At 67.2% G+C, this 19,762-nt stretch carries 15 protein-coding genes; 4 read left to right on the forward strand and 11 right to left on the reverse strand.

Annotated elements, in window-relative coordinates; translation table 11 throughout:
• Positions 1 to 54: 54 nt before the first annotated feature.
• The 9 genes from NCO8_RS28415 to NCO8_RS28455 all read right to left on the reverse strand — a co-directional run bounded on the left by NCO8_RS28415 (position 55) and on the right by NCO8_RS28455 (position 11,563).
• Positions 55 to 831, reverse strand: a complete 777-nt coding sequence (locus NCO8_RS28415; protein WP_084457550.1) for a sterol desaturase family protein — start codon at positions 829 to 831, stop codon at positions 55 to 57.
• 18 nt (positions 832 to 849) lie between these two features.
• The gene (locus NCO8_RS28420) at positions 850 to 1,635 is read right to left on the reverse strand and encodes a FadR/GntR family transcriptional regulator (protein ID WP_067644251.1); all 786 of its coding nucleotides are present in this window, start codon (positions 1,633 to 1,635) and stop codon (positions 850 to 852) included.
• 302 nt (positions 1,636 to 1,937) lie between these two features.
• Positions 1,938 to 2,672 carry a hypothetical protein gene (locus NCO8_RS28425; protein WP_067644254.1) on the reverse strand — a complete coding sequence of 245 codons (735 nt, stop codon included), beginning with the start codon at positions 2,670 to 2,672 and terminating at the stop codon, positions 1,938 to 1,940.
• A gap of 2 nt (positions 2,673 to 2,674) precedes the next feature.
• Positions 2,675 to 4,351 (reverse strand): ABC transporter family substrate-binding protein, encoded by a 1,677-nt coding sequence (locus NCO8_RS28430; protein ID WP_067644257.1) that lies wholly within the window; start codon positions 4,349 to 4,351, stop codon positions 2,675 to 2,677.
• Between the two features lie 32 nt (positions 4,352 to 4,383).
• Positions 4,384 to 6,075, reverse strand: coding sequence for an ABC transporter family substrate-binding protein (locus NCO8_RS28435; protein WP_067644260.1), 1,692 nt, complete (start codon positions 6,073 to 6,075; stop codon positions 4,384 to 4,386).
• A complete protein-coding gene (locus NCO8_RS28440) occupies positions 6,072 to 7,763 on the reverse strand; it encodes an ABC transporter family substrate-binding protein (RefSeq protein ID WP_067644262.1) in 1,692 nt (563 codons plus the stop codon). Before NCO8_RS28440 ends, NCO8_RS28435 begins: the two co-directional genes overlap by 4 nt.
• Before the next feature lie 16 nt (positions 7,764 to 7,779).
• Positions 7,780 to 9,624: an ABC transporter ATP-binding protein gene (locus NCO8_RS28445; RefSeq protein ID WP_067644265.1), complete on the reverse strand. Its 1,845-nt coding sequence runs from the start codon at positions 9,622 to 9,624 to the stop codon at positions 7,780 to 7,782.
• Complete coding sequence (locus NCO8_RS28450; protein WP_067495394.1) at positions 9,621 to 10,589, reverse strand: ABC transporter permease; 969 nt, start codon at positions 10,587 to 10,589, stop codon at positions 9,621 to 9,623. Before NCO8_RS28450 ends, NCO8_RS28445 begins: the two co-directional genes overlap by 4 nt.
• Positions 10,586 to 11,563: an ABC transporter permease gene (locus NCO8_RS28455; RefSeq protein ID WP_067644268.1), complete on the reverse strand. Its 978-nt coding sequence runs from the start codon at positions 11,561 to 11,563 to the stop codon at positions 10,586 to 10,588. The genes NCO8_RS28450 and NCO8_RS28455 overlap by 4 nt, the downstream gene beginning before the upstream one ends.
• 77 nt (positions 11,564 to 11,640) lie before the next feature.
• On the opposite strand from NCO8_RS28455, the gene NCO8_RS28460 reads away from it, so the two are divergent.
• A complete protein-coding gene (locus NCO8_RS28460; protein WP_067644272.1) occupies positions 11,641 to 12,477 on the forward strand; it encodes a Cof-type HAD-IIB family hydrolase in 837 nt (278 codons plus the stop codon).
• Positions 12,478 to 12,598: 121 nt separating this feature from the next.
• Here NCO8_RS28460 and NCO8_RS28465 read toward each other — a convergent pair whose 3' ends face one another.
• Positions 12,599 to 15,103: an N-acetylmuramoyl-L-alanine amidase gene (locus NCO8_RS28465; RefSeq protein ID WP_439951703.1), complete on the reverse strand. Its 2,505-nt coding sequence runs from the start codon at positions 15,101 to 15,103 to the stop codon at positions 12,599 to 12,601.
• A 269-nt stretch (positions 15,104 to 15,372) separates the two neighbouring features.
• Here NCO8_RS28465 and NCO8_RS28470 point away from each other — a divergent pair, with 269 nt between their 5' ends.
• Positions 15,373 to 17,004 (forward strand): SpoIID/LytB domain-containing protein, encoded by a 1,632-nt coding sequence (locus tag NCO8_RS28470; protein ID WP_084457552.1) that lies wholly within the window; start codon positions 15,373 to 15,375, stop codon positions 17,002 to 17,004.
• A gap of 276 nt (positions 17,005 to 17,280) precedes the next feature.
• Here NCO8_RS28470 and NCO8_RS28475 read toward each other — a convergent pair whose 3' ends face one another.
• Entirely contained in the window at positions 17,281 to 17,781 is a 501-nt protein-coding gene (locus NCO8_RS28475; protein WP_067644278.1) for a MarR family winged helix-turn-helix transcriptional regulator, read from the reverse strand.
• 104 nt (positions 17,782 to 17,885) lie between these two features.
• Here NCO8_RS28475 and NCO8_RS28480 point away from each other — a divergent pair, with 104 nt between their 5' ends.
• Positions 17,886 to 18,806, forward strand: coding sequence for an EamA family transporter (locus tag NCO8_RS28480; RefSeq protein WP_067644281.1), 921 nt, complete (start codon positions 17,886 to 17,888; stop codon positions 18,804 to 18,806).
• A 66-nt stretch (positions 18,807 to 18,872) separates the two neighbouring features.
• Positions 18,873 to 19,631, forward strand: coding sequence for a MerR family transcriptional regulator (locus tag NCO8_RS28485; protein WP_067644284.1), 759 nt, complete (start codon positions 18,873 to 18,875; stop codon positions 19,629 to 19,631).
• Positions 19,632 to 19,762: the final 131 nt, after the last annotated feature.

The following is a 19,762-nucleotide window of genomic DNA, read 5'->3' on the forward strand; positions in this document are numbered from 1 at the left end:
CGAACGGAAAACGCCCGGCTCGCGGGGTGCGAGCCGGGCGTCAGGGACGGAGGGTCAGTGTGCGTGCAGGTTTCGGGCGGTCGGTGAGGTCGGCGTGGTGGCCGGGTCCGGCGCGGTGCCGAGCAGGCGATCGGCCGTGCCGGTGGTGGTGACCGTGAACCAGTAGTGCTCGTTCTTGTAGTGGTGATGGCGGTGATTACGCCAAATCGCCCGATACGCGGCATGTTTCGGCTTGTAGTCGGTGTGGATCAGGTAGTGCGTCCACTCGTAGAGCAGGCCGAGAACGGTGATGGTGAGCAGGAAAGTGAGGCCGAGACCGAGGCGCGGGAACGCGAGCAGCGCGATCGCCACCAGGGCCACGATGGTGAGCAGCAGCGACTTCGGCGGGATGAAGATCAGTGGCACATCGCGGGGATCGGTGTGGTGGGCGCGATGCTTGCGAGCCAACTCGCTGTCGAGGGTGATCGGACCCAGATGCTTTGGCCGCCAATGCAAAACGGTGACATGGATAACCCACTCGATCACCGGGAATGCCGCGAGGATCACTATCGGCACCAGTGCGTCGGTGAGCTGCCAATCCCCGACCAGGACGCGTGCGACCAAGGCGACGATCAGGACCGCGCCGATCATCCACGGCGACGGATGCCGAAGGAATTCTCGCGCCGCCGCGCCCAGGGACACGCTGCGGCGAATTCGGCCCGAGCTGCCGGCGGATTCGCTTCGCTTCGTGCGATGCGAGTGCTCGGCTGAGGCGGAGCCGGTCCGTTCAGCCTTCTCGCCTGTGCCGGTGGTGGTTTCGTGCGACGACGTTGTCGGACGGTCAGTAGTCATGGTGCTTCCTCGGGTGGATCATGCCCCGTCGAGGGCATGGATGAGAGCGGTGGTCGCCGGCTCGAGCAGTGCCCGAGCGCATTCGGCGGCCAGTTCCGGCTCGCCCGCGTCGATCGCGGCGGCCAGGTCTCGATACGCGCCCCCATTGCCCACCTCGGCGGACATGATCGGCGCGAGCGCGGCCAACGCGGGTTCGTAGGCGGCGCGCAGCATGGAATACATCAGCCGGAACGCGATCGAGTCGGCGAGATCGAGCACGTGATCCCAGAATTCGAGCGCGATCCGCTGCTGGGTGAGTGGATCCGACTCGGCGACAAGCCTTTCGGCCGAGTCGTGCAGGAGCGTCAACTCGCCGTCCACCGCCGATTCCGCGATGGGCGTCGGCGCGGCCTCGGCCGACGGTGTCGTGCCGCCCCCGCGAGCGGCCTCCCTGCGCACCCGGCGCGCGGCGAGCTCGGCGATCTTCGGCCCGTTGTGCAACCGCGCCTCGAGAATGCTCCGCGCGACCGCCGGATCGATCGATTCCCCCCGAAGCAACAGCCGTGGCAGCACCTCCAACCCCGAACTGCGCCGATAATCCAGCACAGTCGTGGCTTCCCCCTGCCGCACCGAGACCAACCCAGCCGCCGCCAACCGCTGCAACGCTTCCCGCACCGCAGGCCGCGAAACGCCCAGCGCCTCGGCCAGCTGCCGCTCACTCGGCAACGAGCTCCCCACCGCCAGCTCCCCACCCAGAACCTGCTCGGCGATCTGCTCGAACACGTCCCCGGATACCGACCGCTTCACAACAGGAGTCCACGCCATACCCCAAGCATGCGCCGTTCTGGCTAGGTGGTCAAGTGGTAAGACCAGCGGCATACGAGCGCCACTCCAGGTGCCGCCGTGGCCGCCCGCGCGGCCATCACGCCTCGGCTCGGCATGCGATCACCGTGCCGTGGTGCGACTTTCTCCGGGATGCGGCCGCGAAAGGCTGGTCAACCGTTCAGCTGGTATGTCGAGGCTCGGTCCGGGCAGAACCACGCCCCCGGCCTGGACATGCGATCACCACGCTGTGGTGGCGGAAGCCTCTCGGCCGATGCCGCCATCAGAGCGTGGTGATCAATCGTTCAGCTGGGGTCGGAGCCTCGGATGGCGGAGAGCCAGGTGGCGGTGGCGGCGGCGACGGTGGTGCCGCCGATGAAGGCGGGGAGGCCGCCGTTCATGACGTAGACCCAGAGGAGGCCGGCGAAAGGGGCGGCGACAGTGGATTGGGCGTCGAGGATCAGGCGCCGGGTCGGGGTGAAGGCGGGTGGGTCGGCGGGACGGGTGGGGTTGTCGACGAGTTTGCCCGGGGGTTCGGTGGTGCGTGCCCGGCCGGAGGGGAAGAACCGGGTCGAGCCCGCGGAAATCGAGCGCGGGGTGATGTCCAGGTCGGTGGGGGTGAGGGTGGACAGTGCCGGTTCGTAGAACACCGGCTGCCACACCGTGCGCTCACCCACGCTGATCTCCAGGAACGACCGGCTCACCAGCCGATGCTGCTGCCGAACCCGCCGCCCCGCCGCGAACTCGCTCGCACCCTGCCGCCCGGCCGCATCCCGACGATTCGGTGCAACCTCGCTCGATTCGCCCTGGTGCCCGGCGATCCCACTTCCGCCGGTCTCACCCAGTCGCGTCACTGCCCCGCTCGGCACAGCCCCGAACGCCAGCGCCATTTGATAGCCGGTGTACCCGAGCACCCCCAACGCCACCACGGCCAGCGCACTCACCTGATCCAGGTCGGCGAACGGCACCCACGCCGCGATGACGACGAGGGTGCCGCATGTGACGAACAGGGGATAGGTGAGTGCGCGCGGGGTCGGCACGGTTACTTCACGAAGCCGATCTTGGTGTAATCCAGGGAGGCCAGGCCCGCGGCGCCGAAGTTCGCGAGGTCGGCGCGGACCGCGACGTTGCCCGCGGACTGGAACAGCGGCAGGGAATGGCCTTCCTCGAAGATCTTGCGGTCGAGCTGGTTGGCCAGCTCCTGCGCCTTCTCCGGATCGAGCTCGGACACCGTCTGTTCGATCAGCGCGTTGATTTCCGGTGAGCCGATACGGCCATAATTGCCCTGGATGTCATCCGGGTTGTACCCGTAGATCTGGGTCAGGCTGCTGAGCGGAAACGGATCACCTGCCCAGAACCACTGGCCGACATCGAAATTGCCGGGCTGCAGCACCTCCGAGAAGAGACCGGCGCCGGGCTTTGTCTCGATGTGCAGTTTGACGCCGATCTGCGCGAGGTTCTGCTGGATGATCTGCCCGATCTGGATATTGGTCGGGTCGTTGTACATCACGTCGCGGATCTCGAGCTTGCGCCCGTCCTTCTCCCGCACGTCACCGTTGAGTTTCCAGCCGAGGGCGTCGAGTTCCTGGGCGGCAGCGGTCGGGTCGAAGGGCAGGCTGTTGTCCTGGTAGCCGTCCTGACCGCGCAAGTAGATGTGATTGTTCAGCGGCTTCGGGTCGGCGACGAGACCGTTCTGCACGGCGGAAACAATGCCCTGGCGATCGATCGCCTTCGAAATGGCGACGCGCACGCCCTGATCCGCGAGCAGCGAACCGGGTGCACCGTTGAATGTGAAATGTCCCCAGCTGTTACCGGGCGCACGGCGGATGGCGACGCCCGGAGCGTCGCGCGCCGACTTCAATTCGTCGCGGCTGGCCACACCGACCGCGTCGATTTCATTGTTGAGCAGCGCCGGAACGAAGGCCGAGCTGTCGAGCACGCTGAAAGTAATGGTGTCGAGCTTGGGCTTGTCGCCCCACCAGGTCGGATTGTGCCCGAGCACAATCCGGTTCTGCGATCGGTCGACCGACTGGACGGCGAACGGCCCGGACGACACGGTCAGCGCCTCGACCTGACTCTTGTTGAAGGCCTCGGGGGTAGCGGTCACCGACATCGGGAACAGGAACGAATTGCCCGCGAACTGCCCACGCCAATCCGCGTAATGGCTCTTGAACGTGATGATCGCCTGCTTGTCGTCGACCCCCCTTTCGACCTTGTCGATCCGATCGAAACCACTGCTGTTGGCGATCAGATACGACTTGTCCGCCCCGCTGAGCGCCTTGGCCTGCGACTGGATGTCCTCCCAGGAAATCGGCGTACCGTCGCTCCACACCGCCTTGGGGTTGATCGTGTACGTCACCTGCTGCGGGTTCGTATTGGTCAGCTCGACACTGGTGAAATAGTCGGTGTTGACCGACAGCTCCGCGGCGGCATTCGTTCGGAACGCACGCGGCATGACGGGCCGAAGCACGGCGCCGGTATCCCCGTCGTTGCCGTCGGTGTGCAGGGCGTTCCAGTTCTCCGGCAACGAGGTCAGCGCCAGGCGCAGATTGCCACCGTCGCGCAGTTCGCTGACATCCTTGGGATTGATGTCGTTGGTGGTGCCGAGCGCGGCCTCGCCGGTTCCGGCCACATCATCGCCGGAACCACATCCGGTGGCGATCAAGCCGACGATGACCAGCGGGATCGCCAATCTCGTCGGCAACGAGCGAATTCGCATGGGCCTGCGTCCTTTCCGTAAGTCGGCCGAGGTCACTTGACGAAGCCGATCTTTGTGTAATCAGCCGAACTGAGTCCGAAGGCGCCGAAGTTCGCCAAGTTCGCGCGGACTGCGACCGCACCTGCGGACTGCACGATGGGCAGCGAGAATCCGGATTCGAAGATGATTCGGTCGGCCTTGTTCGCGAGCTCGATCGCCTTCTGCGGATCGAGTTCAGCGATGATGTCCTCGATCAGCGCGTTGAGTTCGGGAGATCCGATCCGCCCATGGTTGCTCAGCTTGTTCGCGGGATCGTAGGCATAGATCTGGGGTAGCGCACCGAGCGGGAAAATGCTTTTCGACCAGGCGAACTGGGCGATATCGAAGTTGCCGGGGTCGACGATGCCGGTGAAAAAGTTTGTGCCCGGATAGGTTTCGATATGCACCTGTACGCCGATGTCGGCCAGATTCTGCTGCACAATTGTCGCGATCCGTACCTGCACGTCGTTCTGGGGCACGGTGTCACGGACCTCGAGTCTACGACCGCCCTTCTCCCGGAATTCCCCGTTCAGTTTCCAGCCGAGGTCGTCGAGCATGCGCGCCGCGGCGGCGGGGTCGAAGGACACCGACTCGGCATTGTCCTGATAGCCGGTCTGACCGACGAGATACAGGTGGTTGTTCAGCGGCTTCGGGTCCTTGACCACACCGATCTGTACTGCTGTCGCGATGGCCTGCCGGTTGATGCCTTTGGACACCGCGATTCGCAGTTTCGGATCAGCCATGATGGAGCCGGGGGCGCCGTTGAAGGTGATGTGGGTGAAACTGTTCGCGGGAGCGCGCCGGACCTGGACACCAGGGGTTCCGGTAGCAATTTTGATGTCGTCGGCGGTGCTCAAAGGTTCGACGGCATCGAGCTCGTTGTTCTGCAATGCACTGAGCTGTGCCGATGCGTCGAGGGCGCTGTAGGTGACATTGGCGAGCTTAGGCGTATCGCCCCACCACTTCGGGTTGCGGCTCAAGATGATTCGCTGATCGGCACGGTTGACTTCGGTGACCATGAACGGACCCGCGGACAGTGGCATGTCGTTGCGATAGAAGTCTTCGAATGCTTGTGGAGTGGCGGTGCTCGGTTGCGGGAGCAGCGGATTGAAAAGCCCCTTCCACTCCGCATAGTGCTCGGCGAAGGTCACGATCGCCTGGCGGTCGTCGACGCCGCGCTCGACCTTCTCGACGCTGCTGTAAGCCTGGGTGGCCTTGACCTTGAAGGCTGTAACGCGACCGCTCAGCGCGCCGACCTGGGACCGCAGATCCTGCCAGGTGATCGGTGAGCCATCCGACCAGACCGCCTTCGGATTGATTGTGTACACGATGGTTTGCGGGCTGGTCTCGGTGAGCTCGATCGAGCTGAAGTAGTTGTGGTCTACTTCCAGATTTCCGGCCGCATCGGATGTGAGCGTGCCGGGCAGGGTCCACCCGGTCACGTCGTTGACATAGCCGTCGGCGTCGACATGCCCGGGGTTGAACGTGGCCGGGAAATTGGGAATCGCCAGCCGCAGATTTCCGCCGTCGGCGATCTCGTCACGTGGCCGGGGATTGATGTCGCTGGTAGCGCCGATATCACTCGATCCTGCCTCGACCGCCGCGTCGTCGCCGCACCCGCCGAGGACGAGAGCAAGAGCTGCGATCGGTGCCGCAAATCGGAAGCCCGCTCGGCGCGAACGCCTCCCGTGAGTAGAAGCGGTCATTTCAGGAATCCGATCTTCGTGTAGTCGTAGGTGGCCAGTCCCGGTGAACCGATATTGGCGAGGGTCGAGCGGGCGCCGACGCTTCCGTCGGTTTGCATGAGTGGCAGGGAATGGCCTTCTTCGAAGACTTTGCGGTCGACTTGGTTGGCGAGTTCGATGGACTTTTCCGGGTCGAGTTCGGTGAGGGTGCGTTCGATGAGGGCGTTGAGTTCGGGGGAGCCGATGCGGCCGTAGTTGCCCTGGAGGTCGCTGGGGTCGTAGTAGTAGATCTGGCGGATGCTGCTGAGGGGGAACGGGTCGCCCTGGAAGATGAATTGGGCGGCATCGAAGTCGCCGGGCTGGATGACGTCGGTGAAATAGCCGGCGCCCGGTTTGGTGTCGATGGTGAGGCCGACGCCGATCGCGGCCAGGTTCTGCTGGATGATCTGGGCGATCTGCACCCAGGTGGGGTCGTTGTACATCACGTCGCGGATGACGAGCTTGCGGCCGTCCTTCTCGCGGACGTCGCCGTTGAGTTTCCAGCCGAGGGCGTCGAGTTCGCGGGCGGCGGCGTCGGGGTCGAAGCCGAGACTGTTGTCCTGGTAACCCTTTTGGCCCTGCAGGAAGATGTGGTTGTTCAGCGGAGTCGGCTTTTCGACGAGTCCGCCCTGCAAGGCGTCGACGATGTGCTGGCGATCAATCGCCTTCGAAATGGCTACGCGCACACCTTCTTCAGCGAGGATCGAGCCGGGCGCACCGTTGAACGTGATGTGACGCCAGCGATTGCCGGGTGCGCGGCGCACGACGAGGTCCTGGGTACCGCGCACGGTCTGCACATCTTCGAGGGTGGTCAACCGGACCAGGTCGAGTTCGTTGTTCTGCAATGCCTGCACCCACGACGAATGGTCGAGCACCGAGTAGGTGATGGTGTCGAGCACCGGCTTGTCACCCCACCAGCGGGGGTTGCGGCCCAACGTGATCCGGCCCTGACCGCGATCGGTTCCGGTGACGATGAACGGTCCGGCCGACACACCCATCGCATCGGCGAGGCTGGTGTTGAACGCCTCGGGCGTGCTGGTCACCGACTTCGGGTAGAGGTTGGTGTTGCCCGCGAACTGTCCGCGCCAGTCGGCGTAGGGGGTGTTGAAGGTGAGTACCGCCTGCCGGTCGTCGACGCCGCGCTCCACCTTCTCGACGAATTCGAAACCGTTGGTGATCGCGATCAGGTACCGCTTGTCGCGCCCGCTCAGCGCGTTGGCCTGGGCGGCGATGTCCTCCCAGGTGATGGGCGTGCCGTCGGACCACACCGCCGCGGGGTTGATCGTGTACGTCACCCGCATCGGATCGGTGCTGGTCAACTCCACGCCGGTGAAGAAGTCGGTGTCGACCGTCAGCTGACCAGACGCGTCCACTTCGAACGCACGCGGCAGCATGGCGCGCACGATCTCGCCGATCTCCCCGTCGTTGCCGTCGTTGGACAGCGTGTTCCAGTTCGCCGGATACGAGGTGACGGCCAGGCGCAGATTCCCGCCCTCGCGCAGTTCCCCGACGTCCTTGGGATTGATGTCGATGGAACTGCCGATCGCGCCGGTGTACCCGTCGGCCGCGTCGTCACCGCCGCCACAGCCCGCCACGATCATCCCGGCGGCCACCACCACGGCCGCGCAGCGCAGCCGGGCACCATGCGTGCGTAGGCGTCGGGTTCTCATGGCGTCTCCTCCAAGGTCAGCCGCTCACGGCGGGTTCGGGCACGGCCGCGATCAGCGAGCGGGTGTACTCGTGCTGAGGATTCGCGAAAATCTGCTCCGCCGGACCGGATTCGACGATCTTGCCGCGCAACATCACCGCGATGTCGTGGGCCAGATTGCGCACCACCGACAGGTCGTGCGACACGAACAGATACGACAGGCCACGCTCGGCCTGCAGATCGCGCAGCAGATTCAGCACACCGGCCTGAATCGACACGTCCAGCGACGACACCGGTTCGTCCAGGACGAGCAACGCCGGATCCAGCGCGAGCGCCCGCGCGATGCTGATGCGCTGCTTCTGCCCGCCGGAGAAATCCGACGGGTACCGGTCGGCGTGCTCGGGCCGCAGCCCGACCTGCCGCAACAACTCGGGCACCCGCTTGTTCACCTCGTCGCGGGAGCGGCCGTCGATGCGCAACGGTTCGGCGAGCACGTCGAAGATCGGCAGACGCGGGTCGAGCGAGGCGCTCGGGTCCTGGAAGACGATCTGCATCTTGCGCCGGATCTCCCGGGTCTGCGCCTTGGTGAGCGTGGCGACATCGTGACCGAGCACCTCGATCGAACCCGATTGGGGGCGAACCAGGTCCATGATCTGGGTGAGCGTCGTCGACTTGCCGGAACCGGATTCGCCGACCAGCGCCAGGGTGCGTCCCGCGCGCACACTGAAACTGATCCCGTCGACGGCCCGCACCTCGCCGGTGCGCCGCCGCAACAGCACACCCGAGGTGAGCGGGAAGGTCTTCACCAGGTCGGTGACCCGCAAGACCACGTCGTCATCGGTGCGGTCGGGATGCGGCTGGGCCGCGATGTCGGCGCGGTAGGCGTCGAACAGTTCCGGTGTGCCGAGTTCGGCCGTGCGGATGCAGGCCGCCGAATGGCCGGGGCTCACCCGCTCGAGCGGCGGTTCGGCGGCGGTGCAGTCGTCGATCGAGACGGGGCAGCGCGGCGCGAACGAACACCCCGGCGGCAGGGCGTGCATGGCGGGCGGTGCGCCGACGATCGGGATCAGCGGGGTGCGGGCGGGACCGTCCATGCGGGGGATGGAACCGAGCAGGCCGACCGTGTACGGCATGCGCGGCGCCGCGAAAAGCTCTGTCACCGGGGCGGTTTCGACGACCTTCCCGGCGTACATCACCGCGACCCGGTCGGCGAGCGTCGCCGCGATGCCCATGTCGTGGGTGATCATGATGACGCCGGCACCGGTGATGTCGCGCGCCTTGCGCAGCAGGTCGAGGATCTGCGCCTGCACGGTGACGTCGAGCGCGGTGGTCGGCTCGTCGCAGATGATGAGGGCGGGATCGTTGGCGATGGCCATCGCGATCACCACGCGCTGACGCATACCGCCGGAAAACTCGTGCGGGAAGGCACGCGAACGCGCACGGGCATCGGGGATGCCGACGAGTTCGAGCAGCTCGACGGCCTTTTCACCGGCTTCCTTGCGGTTCATCTTGCCGTGCGCGAGCAGCGCCTCGGCCACCTGGTCGCCCACCCGGTAGACCGGCGTGAGCGCCGAGAGCGGGTCCTGGAACACCATGCTGATCGAGGAACCGCGCAGCTTCGACATCTGCTTGTCGCCCAGGCCGAGCAGTTCGCGGCCACGCAACCGCACCGAACCCTGCACCCGCGCCTGCTCGGGCAGCAGCCCGATCACCGCGAGCGAGGACACCGACTTCCCGGAACCGGACTCACCGACGATCGCGAGGACCTCACCGTCGGACACGGTGTAGTTCACCCCGCGCACGGCTTCGACGCGGCCCTCCTCGCCGGGGAACGACACGCGCAGATCGGTGACTTCCAGTAGCGGTGCGGTCGAATTCGTCATCGCTTCTCGGCTTTCTTCAACTCCACCTGCGCCTGGTCCTTGCGCTCGGCGCTGTCCTTGCGCCACTTGCGCGCACCACGGGCGCCCGGGTCGAACGCGTCACGCAGACCGTCACCGACGAGATTGGCGCACAACACGATCGTGATGAGCAGCCCACCGGCGAACAGGAACAACCACGGATAGGTGAGCGCCGACTTGGTGCCCGCGGCGATCAGCGAACCCAGCGACACATCGGGCGGCTGCACACCGAAACCGAGGAAGCTCAAACCGGTTTCGGCCATGATCGCCGCGCCGACGGCGAGGGTGGTGTCGATGATGAGGATCGAGGCGATGTTCGGCACGATGTGGCTCACGATGATCTTGCGCGTCGGTGCGCCCATATACCGTGCGGCACGGACGAATTCGCGATCACGCAAGCTGAGTGTGAGACCACGGATGATGCGTGCGGCGATCATCCAGCCGAACACGCTGAGCAGCACGATCAGGATCGCGATCGACCCGGACCCCTTGGTGCGCGGGGCGAACAGCGCGATGATGATGAAGCTGGGCACCACCAGCAGCAGGTCGACCAGCCACATGATGGCCCGATCGGTCCATCCGCCGAGCAGCCCGGCCACCGCACCGGCGGTCGCGGCGATCACGCTGGAGAACAGGGCGACACAGAAGCCGATGACGAGCGATTTCTGCAGGCCACGCAGGGTTTGAGCGAGCACGTCCTGCCCGATCTGGGTGGTGCCGAACGGGTGCTCGAGGCTCGGCGGCTTCATCAGCGCCTTGTAGTCCATCTGCTGGTAGTCCCACGGCAGCAGCGGCGGCAGCGCGAAACTGGCGATCAGCAGCAGCACCAGGATCACCGCACCGGCCACGGCGGGCTTGTTGCGCAGGAAACGCCGCCATACCAGTTTGCGGCGACCGGCTGCCGCGACCTCCGGCGCGCCGACGACGATCAGTTCGGTTTCGGTCATGACACACGCACCCTCGGGTCGAGCAGGGCGAGAACGATATCGGACAGCAGGCCCGACACGAGCACCACGAGCCCGGCGAACGCGGTCACGGTGACCACCACGTACAGGTCCTGGGCATTGATCGAGTCGACAAGCCACTCGCCGACACCGTGCCAGCCGAAGATCTTCTCGGTGAAGGTGGCGCCGGTGATGAGACCGCCGAGGCTGTAGGCGAAAATCGTGGCCATCGGGATCAGCGCGGTGCGCAGGCCGTGTTTGTAGAGCGCCCGATTACGGGTCAGGCCTTTGGCTCTCGCGGTCCGGATGAAATCGCTCTGCAGCACATCGAGCATGGCGTTGCGCTGATAGCGGCTGTACCCGGCCATGCCGCCGAGGGCGAGCGCCAAGGTCGGCAGCACGAGATGCTGTACGCGGTCGACGATCTGGTTCCACAGACCGGTGATCTCGGTGGCCGAGGTTTCACCCGTATAGAGGAAGATCTGGCTGCCGGTGAGCGTATTGATCTCCAGCGCACCGTATTTCAGCAAGGTCGCCAACAGGAAGATCGGTGTGGACAAGACCAGCAGCGACAGCACCGTCGAGAAATAGTCGCTGAATTTGTACTGCCTGATCGCGCCCGCCGCACCGATCAGCACACCGAGGACCGTGCCGATGATCGATCCGAGGATCAACAGCCGCAGACTCACCGCGACCCGCCGGCCCAGTTCCTCGCTCACCGGCTGCCCGGCCAGCGTCGTCCCGAAATCGCCTTGCGCCACACCACCGAGCCAGGTGAGATAGCGCTGCGGGATCGGCTCGTCGAGATGCAGCTGCTCGGCCTTGGCGTCGATCACCGACTGCGGTGGGCGCGGATTGCGCTGCTCGAGACTGTCGAGCGGACGGAAGGTGAGTGAGGCGAGGCTGAACGTCAGAAACGAAGCCAGCAACAGGAGCACGAGGTAGTTCAGCGCGCGCCGCACCAAGAAGCCGGTCATCAGTCCCCTCTGGATCGGGTAATCAAGCCCTGATCATAAGGACAGTCACGCGCCGCCGCGTGCCGACGTGCGGCAGGATGGAAACGATGACGAGCACGCACCCGAAACCGAAGCTGGTCGCCACCGACGTCGACGGCACCCTCATCGACGACGCCGACCGGATTTCGCCACGCACCAAGGCCGCCGTCGGCGCTGTCCTCGCCGACGGCGCCACCTTCGTGCTCGCCACCGGCAGACCGCCCCGCTGGATCGACCCGGTGGTCAGCGAACTCGGCTACGCACCGCTCGCCATCTGCGGAAACGGCGCCGTCGTCTACGACAGCGCCACCGACCGCGTGCTCGCCAGCCACACCCTCGACACCGAGACCCTCGGCTGGCTCGCCGAGATCGCCGAACGCGCGTTACCCGGGTGCGGGCTCGCCGCCGAACGGGTGGGGGTGAGCGCGCACGACGCGGCGACGCCGCAGTTCGTCAGCTCACCGACGTATGAACACGCGTGGCTCAATCCCGACGACACCGTCGTCTCGCATGCCGAGGTCATCGACGCACCGGCCATCAAGATGCTGATCCGGCTCAGCACGGCCCGCAGCTCCGAGATGCGCGCGGCGCTGGCCCCGCTCATCGGCGACCGCGCCGAGATCACCTACTCCACCGAGCACGGGCTGATCGAACTCGCCGTGCCGGGGGTGACCAAGGCGTCCGGGCTGGCCGAGGTGGCGCGGCGGATGAACGTGCGCGAGGACGAGATCGTCGCGTTCGGGGACATGCCCAACGATGTGCCGATGCTGACTATGGCCGGGCACGGAGTCGCGATGGGGAACGCGCACCCCGAGGCGCGGGCGGCGGCCGACGAGGTGACCGGGACGAATGTGGACGACGGGGTGGCGATGGTGCTCGAGCGGTGGTGGACCTAGCGCGCTGTCGGTGCTCGGCCTCGATGAGCACGGGGACCGAACCGGTGAACTTTCCAGGCTGATGACGAAGAGCCGGTGCTCTCCCGGAGGAGCGCACCGGCTCTGTCGTTGCTGCGGTGGATCAGCCCGCGGGGGCGGGCTCGGCTGGGGCCGGTTGTGCCGGAGCCCCCTCCTCAGGTGCCTGCTGTACAGCCGGCGCCGGAGGACCTGCGGGCGCCGGTGAACCAGCGGGCGCCTGTGAACCGGCGGGTGGCGTCGTGGTCGGCACCTGCGGGCCGCTCGGTGCGGCGGCCTCCGGTGCGCCCGGTTCGGCCGGGACTGCCAGGCCGAGCGTGGGCGCGGTGGTCGGCGGCGCCTGTTCCGGCTTGCTGCCGTTCATCTCCTGCTCATACGTGTCGTTGTAGGTCTTCCAGAAGGTGGTGACGATACCGGTGAGCTCGTTGAGCACCAGCGAACCGTTCTGGAAATCCGTGCGAAGACCGTCCGGGACCAGGTACGAACTGCCCGTCGGCGGGCCGAGCACGCCCGCGTCGGCGCCAAGACTCAGATAGCGGTCGAGAATCGCGCCGACCACCTCGAACACCTGACCGTTCTCGCCCGAATACACGAACCCGTTCGCGAACTTCGCGTACTGACGCCCACCGGCACCCGCGAGCAGATCCGCCTGCGGCGCGCCGAGCGGACCGTCGGCACCACCGCGGCTCACCCAGTGCTTGGCGATCGGATTCTCACTCGACAGGCCGAGGAACTTGTCCACCAGCGCGCCCAGCTCGGCCATGTTGCCCTGCGGAGCTCGTGCCTGATTGCTCGGCGGACGATGCGGGTTGCTCGACGCGTCGTTGGTGACCGAATTGCCCGCGGCGATGGCGCGAATGCGGTCCATCATGGCGTAGGCGGCGTCGCCGGGGCAGTCGGTGTTGCCCACGTCGCGGTGCGCGAACACCACCGGCAGCTCCACCGCCTCGTCCTGGGCGTAGGGGGTGAACTCGGTGCCCTCGGAGTACATCACGGTCTCGCCCTCGGGATCGAGACCGGCGATCCCGGTGCGCCAGCCGATGAACCGGCCGATCGCGGTGATCGCCTCGTTGCTCGGCTGCTCGTTCTCGTAGTTGCCCATCAGCGCCACGCCGGCGGTGTTCTCGTTGAATCCACCCGCGTGGGCGCCCTGCACGTCCCGGTCGAGGCCGCCGTAGCGGCCCTCGAAGATCTGCCCGTACTGGTCGACCAGGGCGTTGTAGCCCATGTCGCACCAGCCGAGGGTTTCGGCGTGATAGGCGTAGATCGCGCGGACGATGCCCGCCGACTCGGCCCGGCTGTAGTCGTTGCGGCCCGCCGTGTGATGCACGGTGACGCCGCCGATGCCGTCGTCGTAGGTGGGTTCCTGGCAGCGGATCGACTCGTCGGCACCCCACTGCGCCCGGGTGATGACCTTGGGACCACCGCCCGGCAGGGCCGCCGCCACATCGTTGAGCGCGGCATCGATCGCCGCCCGGCCCGGATTGATGAGCACCGCCTTGAGCGCGGCCTCGGTGAGGTGCGCCGGGTCGTGATCCGGGCCCGCGGTGGGCTTGCGGGTCACCAGCATCTGCACGGCGGTCGTCTCGCCGACGTAGATCGGTTCGGTGCCGGTCGGTGCGTCGGCCGGGGTCTGATCGGTGGCGCGCGTGTCGATCGGATCGGCGTTGTACCAGGGGCCCCAGCTGCCGTCGGGCTGGCGGGCGCGCAGCTTGGTGGTGGTGTTGACCAGGTCACGCGCGGTGAGCGCGACCATGCTGAACGGCGTTTCCTGGGTGAGCTCCTTGACCTGGGCGCCGACCTCGTCGACGAGTTCCGGATCGACCGCGCCCGGCGCGAGAGCCGGGGTGTCGGGGGTGGTGCCGGGCTCCAGGTTTTCCGGGTCGGCGATGAATTTCGCTCCGGCGGGGAGCTTTCGGGCCGCCGGGACCTGGGCCTGCGGTGCGGGCGCGGGTTGGTCTTGCGGGGCGCCCGGTGCCTGGGCGGGGGCTGCCGGTGCCTGGCCGTTCGGCGCGGCCGCGCCCGGCGCCGGAGCTGATTCGGCTGGTGCGGGCGCTTGGCCCTGCGGAGCCGCGGGGGCGGCTGGTGCCGGCGCTGCGGCGGGTGGCGCGGCAGGTGCGGGTGCGGCGGCGGGTGGCGCGGCAGGCGCGGGCGCGCCGGGTGCAGGTGCGGGAGCTGCTGGTGGCGCGGCGGCCGGGGGAGCCGTCGGGACCGCCGTGGTGGGTGCCGGGGGCCGTCCGGGCGCGGGCGCCGCGCCGGGGGTGGCGGATGGCGCGGCCTGCTCGGTCGGCGTCGACGGAGCCTTGGTGGGGATCTGGGGGAGCGGGATCTCGGTCGGCAGCGCCACGCCCGGGGGCGCGGGGATTCCGGGCGGGATCGGGATCGATGACGGCAGCCCGAGCATGCGCAGATCCGACAGGTGCAGGTCGGGCAGGTCGAGGCCGGTCAGCTCGCGCAGCGGGATCGTGATGTCGGGGACCGACGTGAGCGCGACCTCCGACAGCTCCGGCTGCACCGCCGCGAACTGGGAATTGTTCGCGCTGCGGTAATCGGTCGAATCGCTGAGCGCGAACGCGCCGATCGGCGCGGCGACCGCGAGGGTCGTGACCACCGGTAGCACGTAGGAACGTTTCGGCTTTCGGTATCGCACGTGCCTCTCCAATCAGGGTCGAGCAGTGTCATCCCTAGCGGCAGATCACCGGCAAGTGATGCTTGCTTCCTCTTGCCTCACACACCACACTAGTTAACATACGTCACACATCTAAACCTCAACTCGAGAGTTATGTGATTGCTCGAATGTAGCCCTCGGAACCCGCTCGGCGCGGACGACATGCCGACGCGAGCTCCGCCGGTAGAACCCCCGAACCGTGGGAGCGCAGGATGAGAGCGGATACCTCGATCGCCCGTAAGACCCGACGCGGCACCCGTCGCCGTGCGGTTCCGATACTCGCTGCGCCACCCCTTCCGGTGCTGGTGGGCGGTACGGCGCTCGTGCTCACCGGGGCACTCGGGCTGTGGCAACTGCTGCCCGACGTGGAGCCGACGGTCGGCGCGGGGCACGGCCGCGGCATGAGCCAGGTCGGCGCCTTCGACAACGCGCGCGCGGGCTGGAACGCCGAGCAGATCCTCGGTCACTACTATCCCGGGGCGGAACTCGGCCAAATCGGAGCAACCACCATCGGCGTACGCCTGCAAGCCCAGGACGACGCCACCCTCGACACCTATGCCGCCGCGGGCGCGCAGGTCGCGGGCCGGATGATCGGACCCGGCGAAGCCGCCCACCTCACCCCGATGCCAGACGGTGGCGCCAGCGTGGTGGTGACCGCTGGTTGTGACGGAGAAGTGTTGTGGCAGAGCGCAACCGACGATCCGTACGTCTACCCGATCGGTGCCGGACCGGGTCGTCCCGCCGACGAACACCTCACTCTCTGCGGCGGCACCGCCTATCGCGGCGCGCTCGGCGTCGCGCTGGAGAACGGCTCGTACCGGACTGTGAACCAGGTCGATATCGAGGACTATCTCGCCGGCGTTCTGCCCGCCGAAATGCAGGCCAACTGGGCCGATCAGGGCGCATTCGAAGCGCTGCGCGCACAGGCCATCGCCGCCCGCTCCTACGCCCTCGCCGAAGACCGCTACCCGTACGCGCAGACCTGCGACACCACCGACTGCCAGGTCTACCCGGGCACGGTCAAGGAAGACGCGCGAACCACCGACGCCGTCGCCGCCACCGTCGGCACGGTACTGCTGCGCGACGGCCTGATCCTGCGCTCGGAGTACTCCGCCGCTCCCGACGGCGGCCGACCCGCCGACATCGAAACCTTTGCCGTCGGCCCGGCCCCCGGCGACCTCGTCGAATCCCTGCCCATCCCAGCGCTTCCCGAGCTCCCCGCCGACCCCGGCCCGACCATCGAAGCGCTGGCGGGGGAGTCCGTGATCGACACCGAATACCGCCGCCTCGGCGGTCCCGGCAGTTCGATCGGCGCACCCATCGGCCCGGAAATGATGCTCCCGCAACGGGCGGGCACCTACCGCCTGTACACGAACGGTGTCATCGTGGCGACGAAAACCCTTGGCGCCCAGGTGGTCGACTTCTCCACGCTGCTCCAGTTGGTGCCCGAAGTGGGCGATCAGCTTCCCGGCTCGGCCGGATCACGACCGAAACCCGATGGGGCGCAGGGTGACCCACTTGTCGAGGGCGCACCTCAGCTGCCCAACCTCGCCGATGTCGGTCCGGCGCCCCACCCGAACGCCGCGCCTGACCCGAACGCCTCGCCCGACCCGAACGCCGCGACAGACCCGGGCGCCGCAACAGGTCCGGGTGCCGCGACAGGCCCAGGCGTCAGCACCGATCCGAATGCTGCGGCCACACCGGACGCGAGCGGGACCGACGCCGCCCCCGGGCCGGAGATGAGCAGCGGGGTCGACCCGAACTTCGCGCCGGAACAGATCCTCGAACCGGACCCGGGCGCCGTCCCGCCACCGCTGCAGCCGAATGCGGTCCCCACCGAATAGCGCACGCCAGGCGTCCACACGACGTGCGTCCAGGTCGCGGCGAGGGTGCTATCCCCATCCGATGGCTCGGGCACCAGTTGAACGTTTGATCACCACGCTCTGGTGGCGGCATCGGCCGAGTAGCTCCCGCCACCAGAGCGTGGTGATCATGTGTCCAGATTCGTGGCGTATGGGCGAGCGCCGGTCGGGGCGTTGCGATGGTTGCGGCCGTGGTGGTCTTCGAGCCGTTACCGCCCGAGGTCGCGCCGAAGTGGGATTTCCCCTGCTCAGGGCCCGTCAGCTGATCGACGTGTCGCCCAGGCCGATGGACAGCGTGCGTAGCAGGTCGACGAGGTTGTCGCGGTCTTCGGGGGTGAGGCAAGCGAGGAGGCGTTGCTCGTTGGCGACGTGCAGGGGGAGCAGGCGGTCGACGAGTTCGGTGCCCTTGTCGGTGAGCTGGACGTAGACCGAGCGGCGGTCGTCAGCGCACGGGGCGCGGCGGACCAGGTCTTTCGCGGCGAGCCGGTCGATGCGATTGGTGATCGCGCCGGAGGTGACCATGGCGGCGCGGTTGAGGGCGCCCGCGGTGAGGCCCTTGGTGCCACCGGAGCGGCGCAGGGTGGCGAGCACGTCGAATTCCCAGCGTTCCAGGTCGTGCTGTGCGAAGAACGTGCGCAGTTCCTGATCGAAGAGGCGGCCCAGGCGGGTGATGCGGCCGATCACCGCCATCGGCGACACGTCGACGTCGGGGCGTTCGCGATTCCAGTGTTCGACGATCGAGTCCACGGCATCGGACATGCGAGTTCCTCTCTCCGTTGAATATCTCAACATTCATCTACTTGACGATGAGGCATCGCCAGGAGTAGATATTTCAACGTTGAGATTATCAATCAGGAGCGAACATGACGACCGCAACCCACGGCGACGCGCGCACCCTCGCCCTCACCGCACTCACCCCGATCGCTTGGGGCTCCACCTACGCCGTCACCACCGAATTCCTCCCGCCCGACCGGCCGCTGTTCACCGCCCTCATGCGGGCACTTCCCGTGGGTCTCGTCCTGCTCGCCATCACCCGCACCCTGCCGCGCGGCATCTGGATCGGCCGCGCCGCCGTGCTCGGCACGCTCAACATGGGCGTCTTCTTCCCCCTGCTGTTTCTCGCCGCCTACCGGCTCCCCGGCGGTGTAGCGGGCGTGCTCGCCGCGATCGCACCCATGTTCGCCCTCGGCTTCGCCGCCGTTCTGCTGGCCGAAACACCCACCCGCCGTAAGGTTCTCGCCGGCCTGATCGGGGTGTTCGGGGTCGGCCTCGTCGTCCTGCGCGGCACTGTCGAACTCGACACCGTCGGCATACTCGCGGGCCTCGCAGCCGCCGCCTCGCTGGGCGCGGGCACCGTGCTCGCCAAGAAATGGGGCCACCCGACCGGCGTCGGCCCGCTCACCGTCACGGGTTGGCAACTCACCGCCGCGGGCCTGCTCATCACCCCGCTCGCCCTGTTCGTGGAAGGCGCCCCACCCGCCCTCGACGCCGAAGCCGTCGGCGGCTACCTCTACCTCGGCATCATCGGCACCGCCCTGGCCTACTGGCTGTGGTTCCGCGGCATCGCCCGCGTCTCGGCCACCTCGGTCTCCTTCCTCGGCCTGCTCAGCCCCGTCACCGCGGCGGTCATCGGCTGGCTCGCGCTCAGCCAGGCACTGGCCCCGCTCCAGGTCCTCGGCCTCGTCATCGCCCTCGCGGGCACAGTCCTCGGCCAGATCCCGGCCAAGCCCGCCCCCGTAACCGTCACCGGCAAGCCGGCCGAACCCGTCGGCGCCGGTCGATAGATCGGGGTTGACCTTGACGTAGCGTCAACTTGCAGACTGGTTTCATCGACGAGAAAGGAGCTGGTCATGGTGGGTGAATGGTCCATTCAGGACCTCGCGAAGGCCGCGGGCACCACCAGCCGCACGCTGCGCCACTACGGGCAGCTCGGGTTGTTGGAGCCGAGCCGGATCGGCGCCAACGGCTACCGCTACTACGACCAGAACTCCCTGGTCCGCCTGCAGCGCATTCTGCTGCTGCGCGAACTCGGGCTCGGCCTTCCGGTGATCGCCGAGGTTCTCGCCGGTGAACAGAACACCACCGACGCGCTGCGCACCCACCTGGAACTGCTTCGGCAGCAACAGGATCGGATCGCGCGGCAGATCGAGTCGGTGTCGACCACGTTGCACAAGACGGAAAGAGGTGAACCGCTCATGGCCGCAGAGGTTTTCGACGGTTTCGACCACACGCAGTACAAGGAAGAAGTCACCCAGCGCTGGGGCAAGGAGGCCTACGAGAGCGGCGACCGCTGGTGGCGTTCGCTGAGCGAAGAGGGCAAGCAGCAGTTCCTGCAGACCCAGCTCGACATCGCCGCCGACTTCGGAAAGGCACACGCCGCAGGACTTCCGGTGGAAGGCGACACGGTGCAGGCCATCGTCGAACGGCACCGCGCCTGGCTCGGTGACGGTACGCAGGGTCGGCCGGTGACCAACGAATATCTCGTCGGTCTCGGTGAGATGTACGTCGCCGATCCGCGCTTCCGGAAGAACTACGACGTGCACGGTGAGAACACCGCCGAGTACATCCGGGATGCGTTCCGCGCGTACGCCGCCGCGCATCCGGCGTAGGGGTTGGCCGGGGCGCGACTGGATGTGACGGGGCCGCGCTCGGGTGGATATTGCCCGGGCGCGGTCTTGGGTGCGGATGTTGCGGGGGTGGGGGTACCCGGCTCTTTTGGATTGCGCCCAGGAGGTGCTGG

Origin of the sequence: Nocardia coubleae NBRC 108252 (genome assembly GCF_001612805.1) — a bacterium.
Classification (GTDB): Bacteria; Actinomycetota; Actinomycetes; order Mycobacteriales; family Mycobacteriaceae; genus Nocardia; species Nocardia coubleae.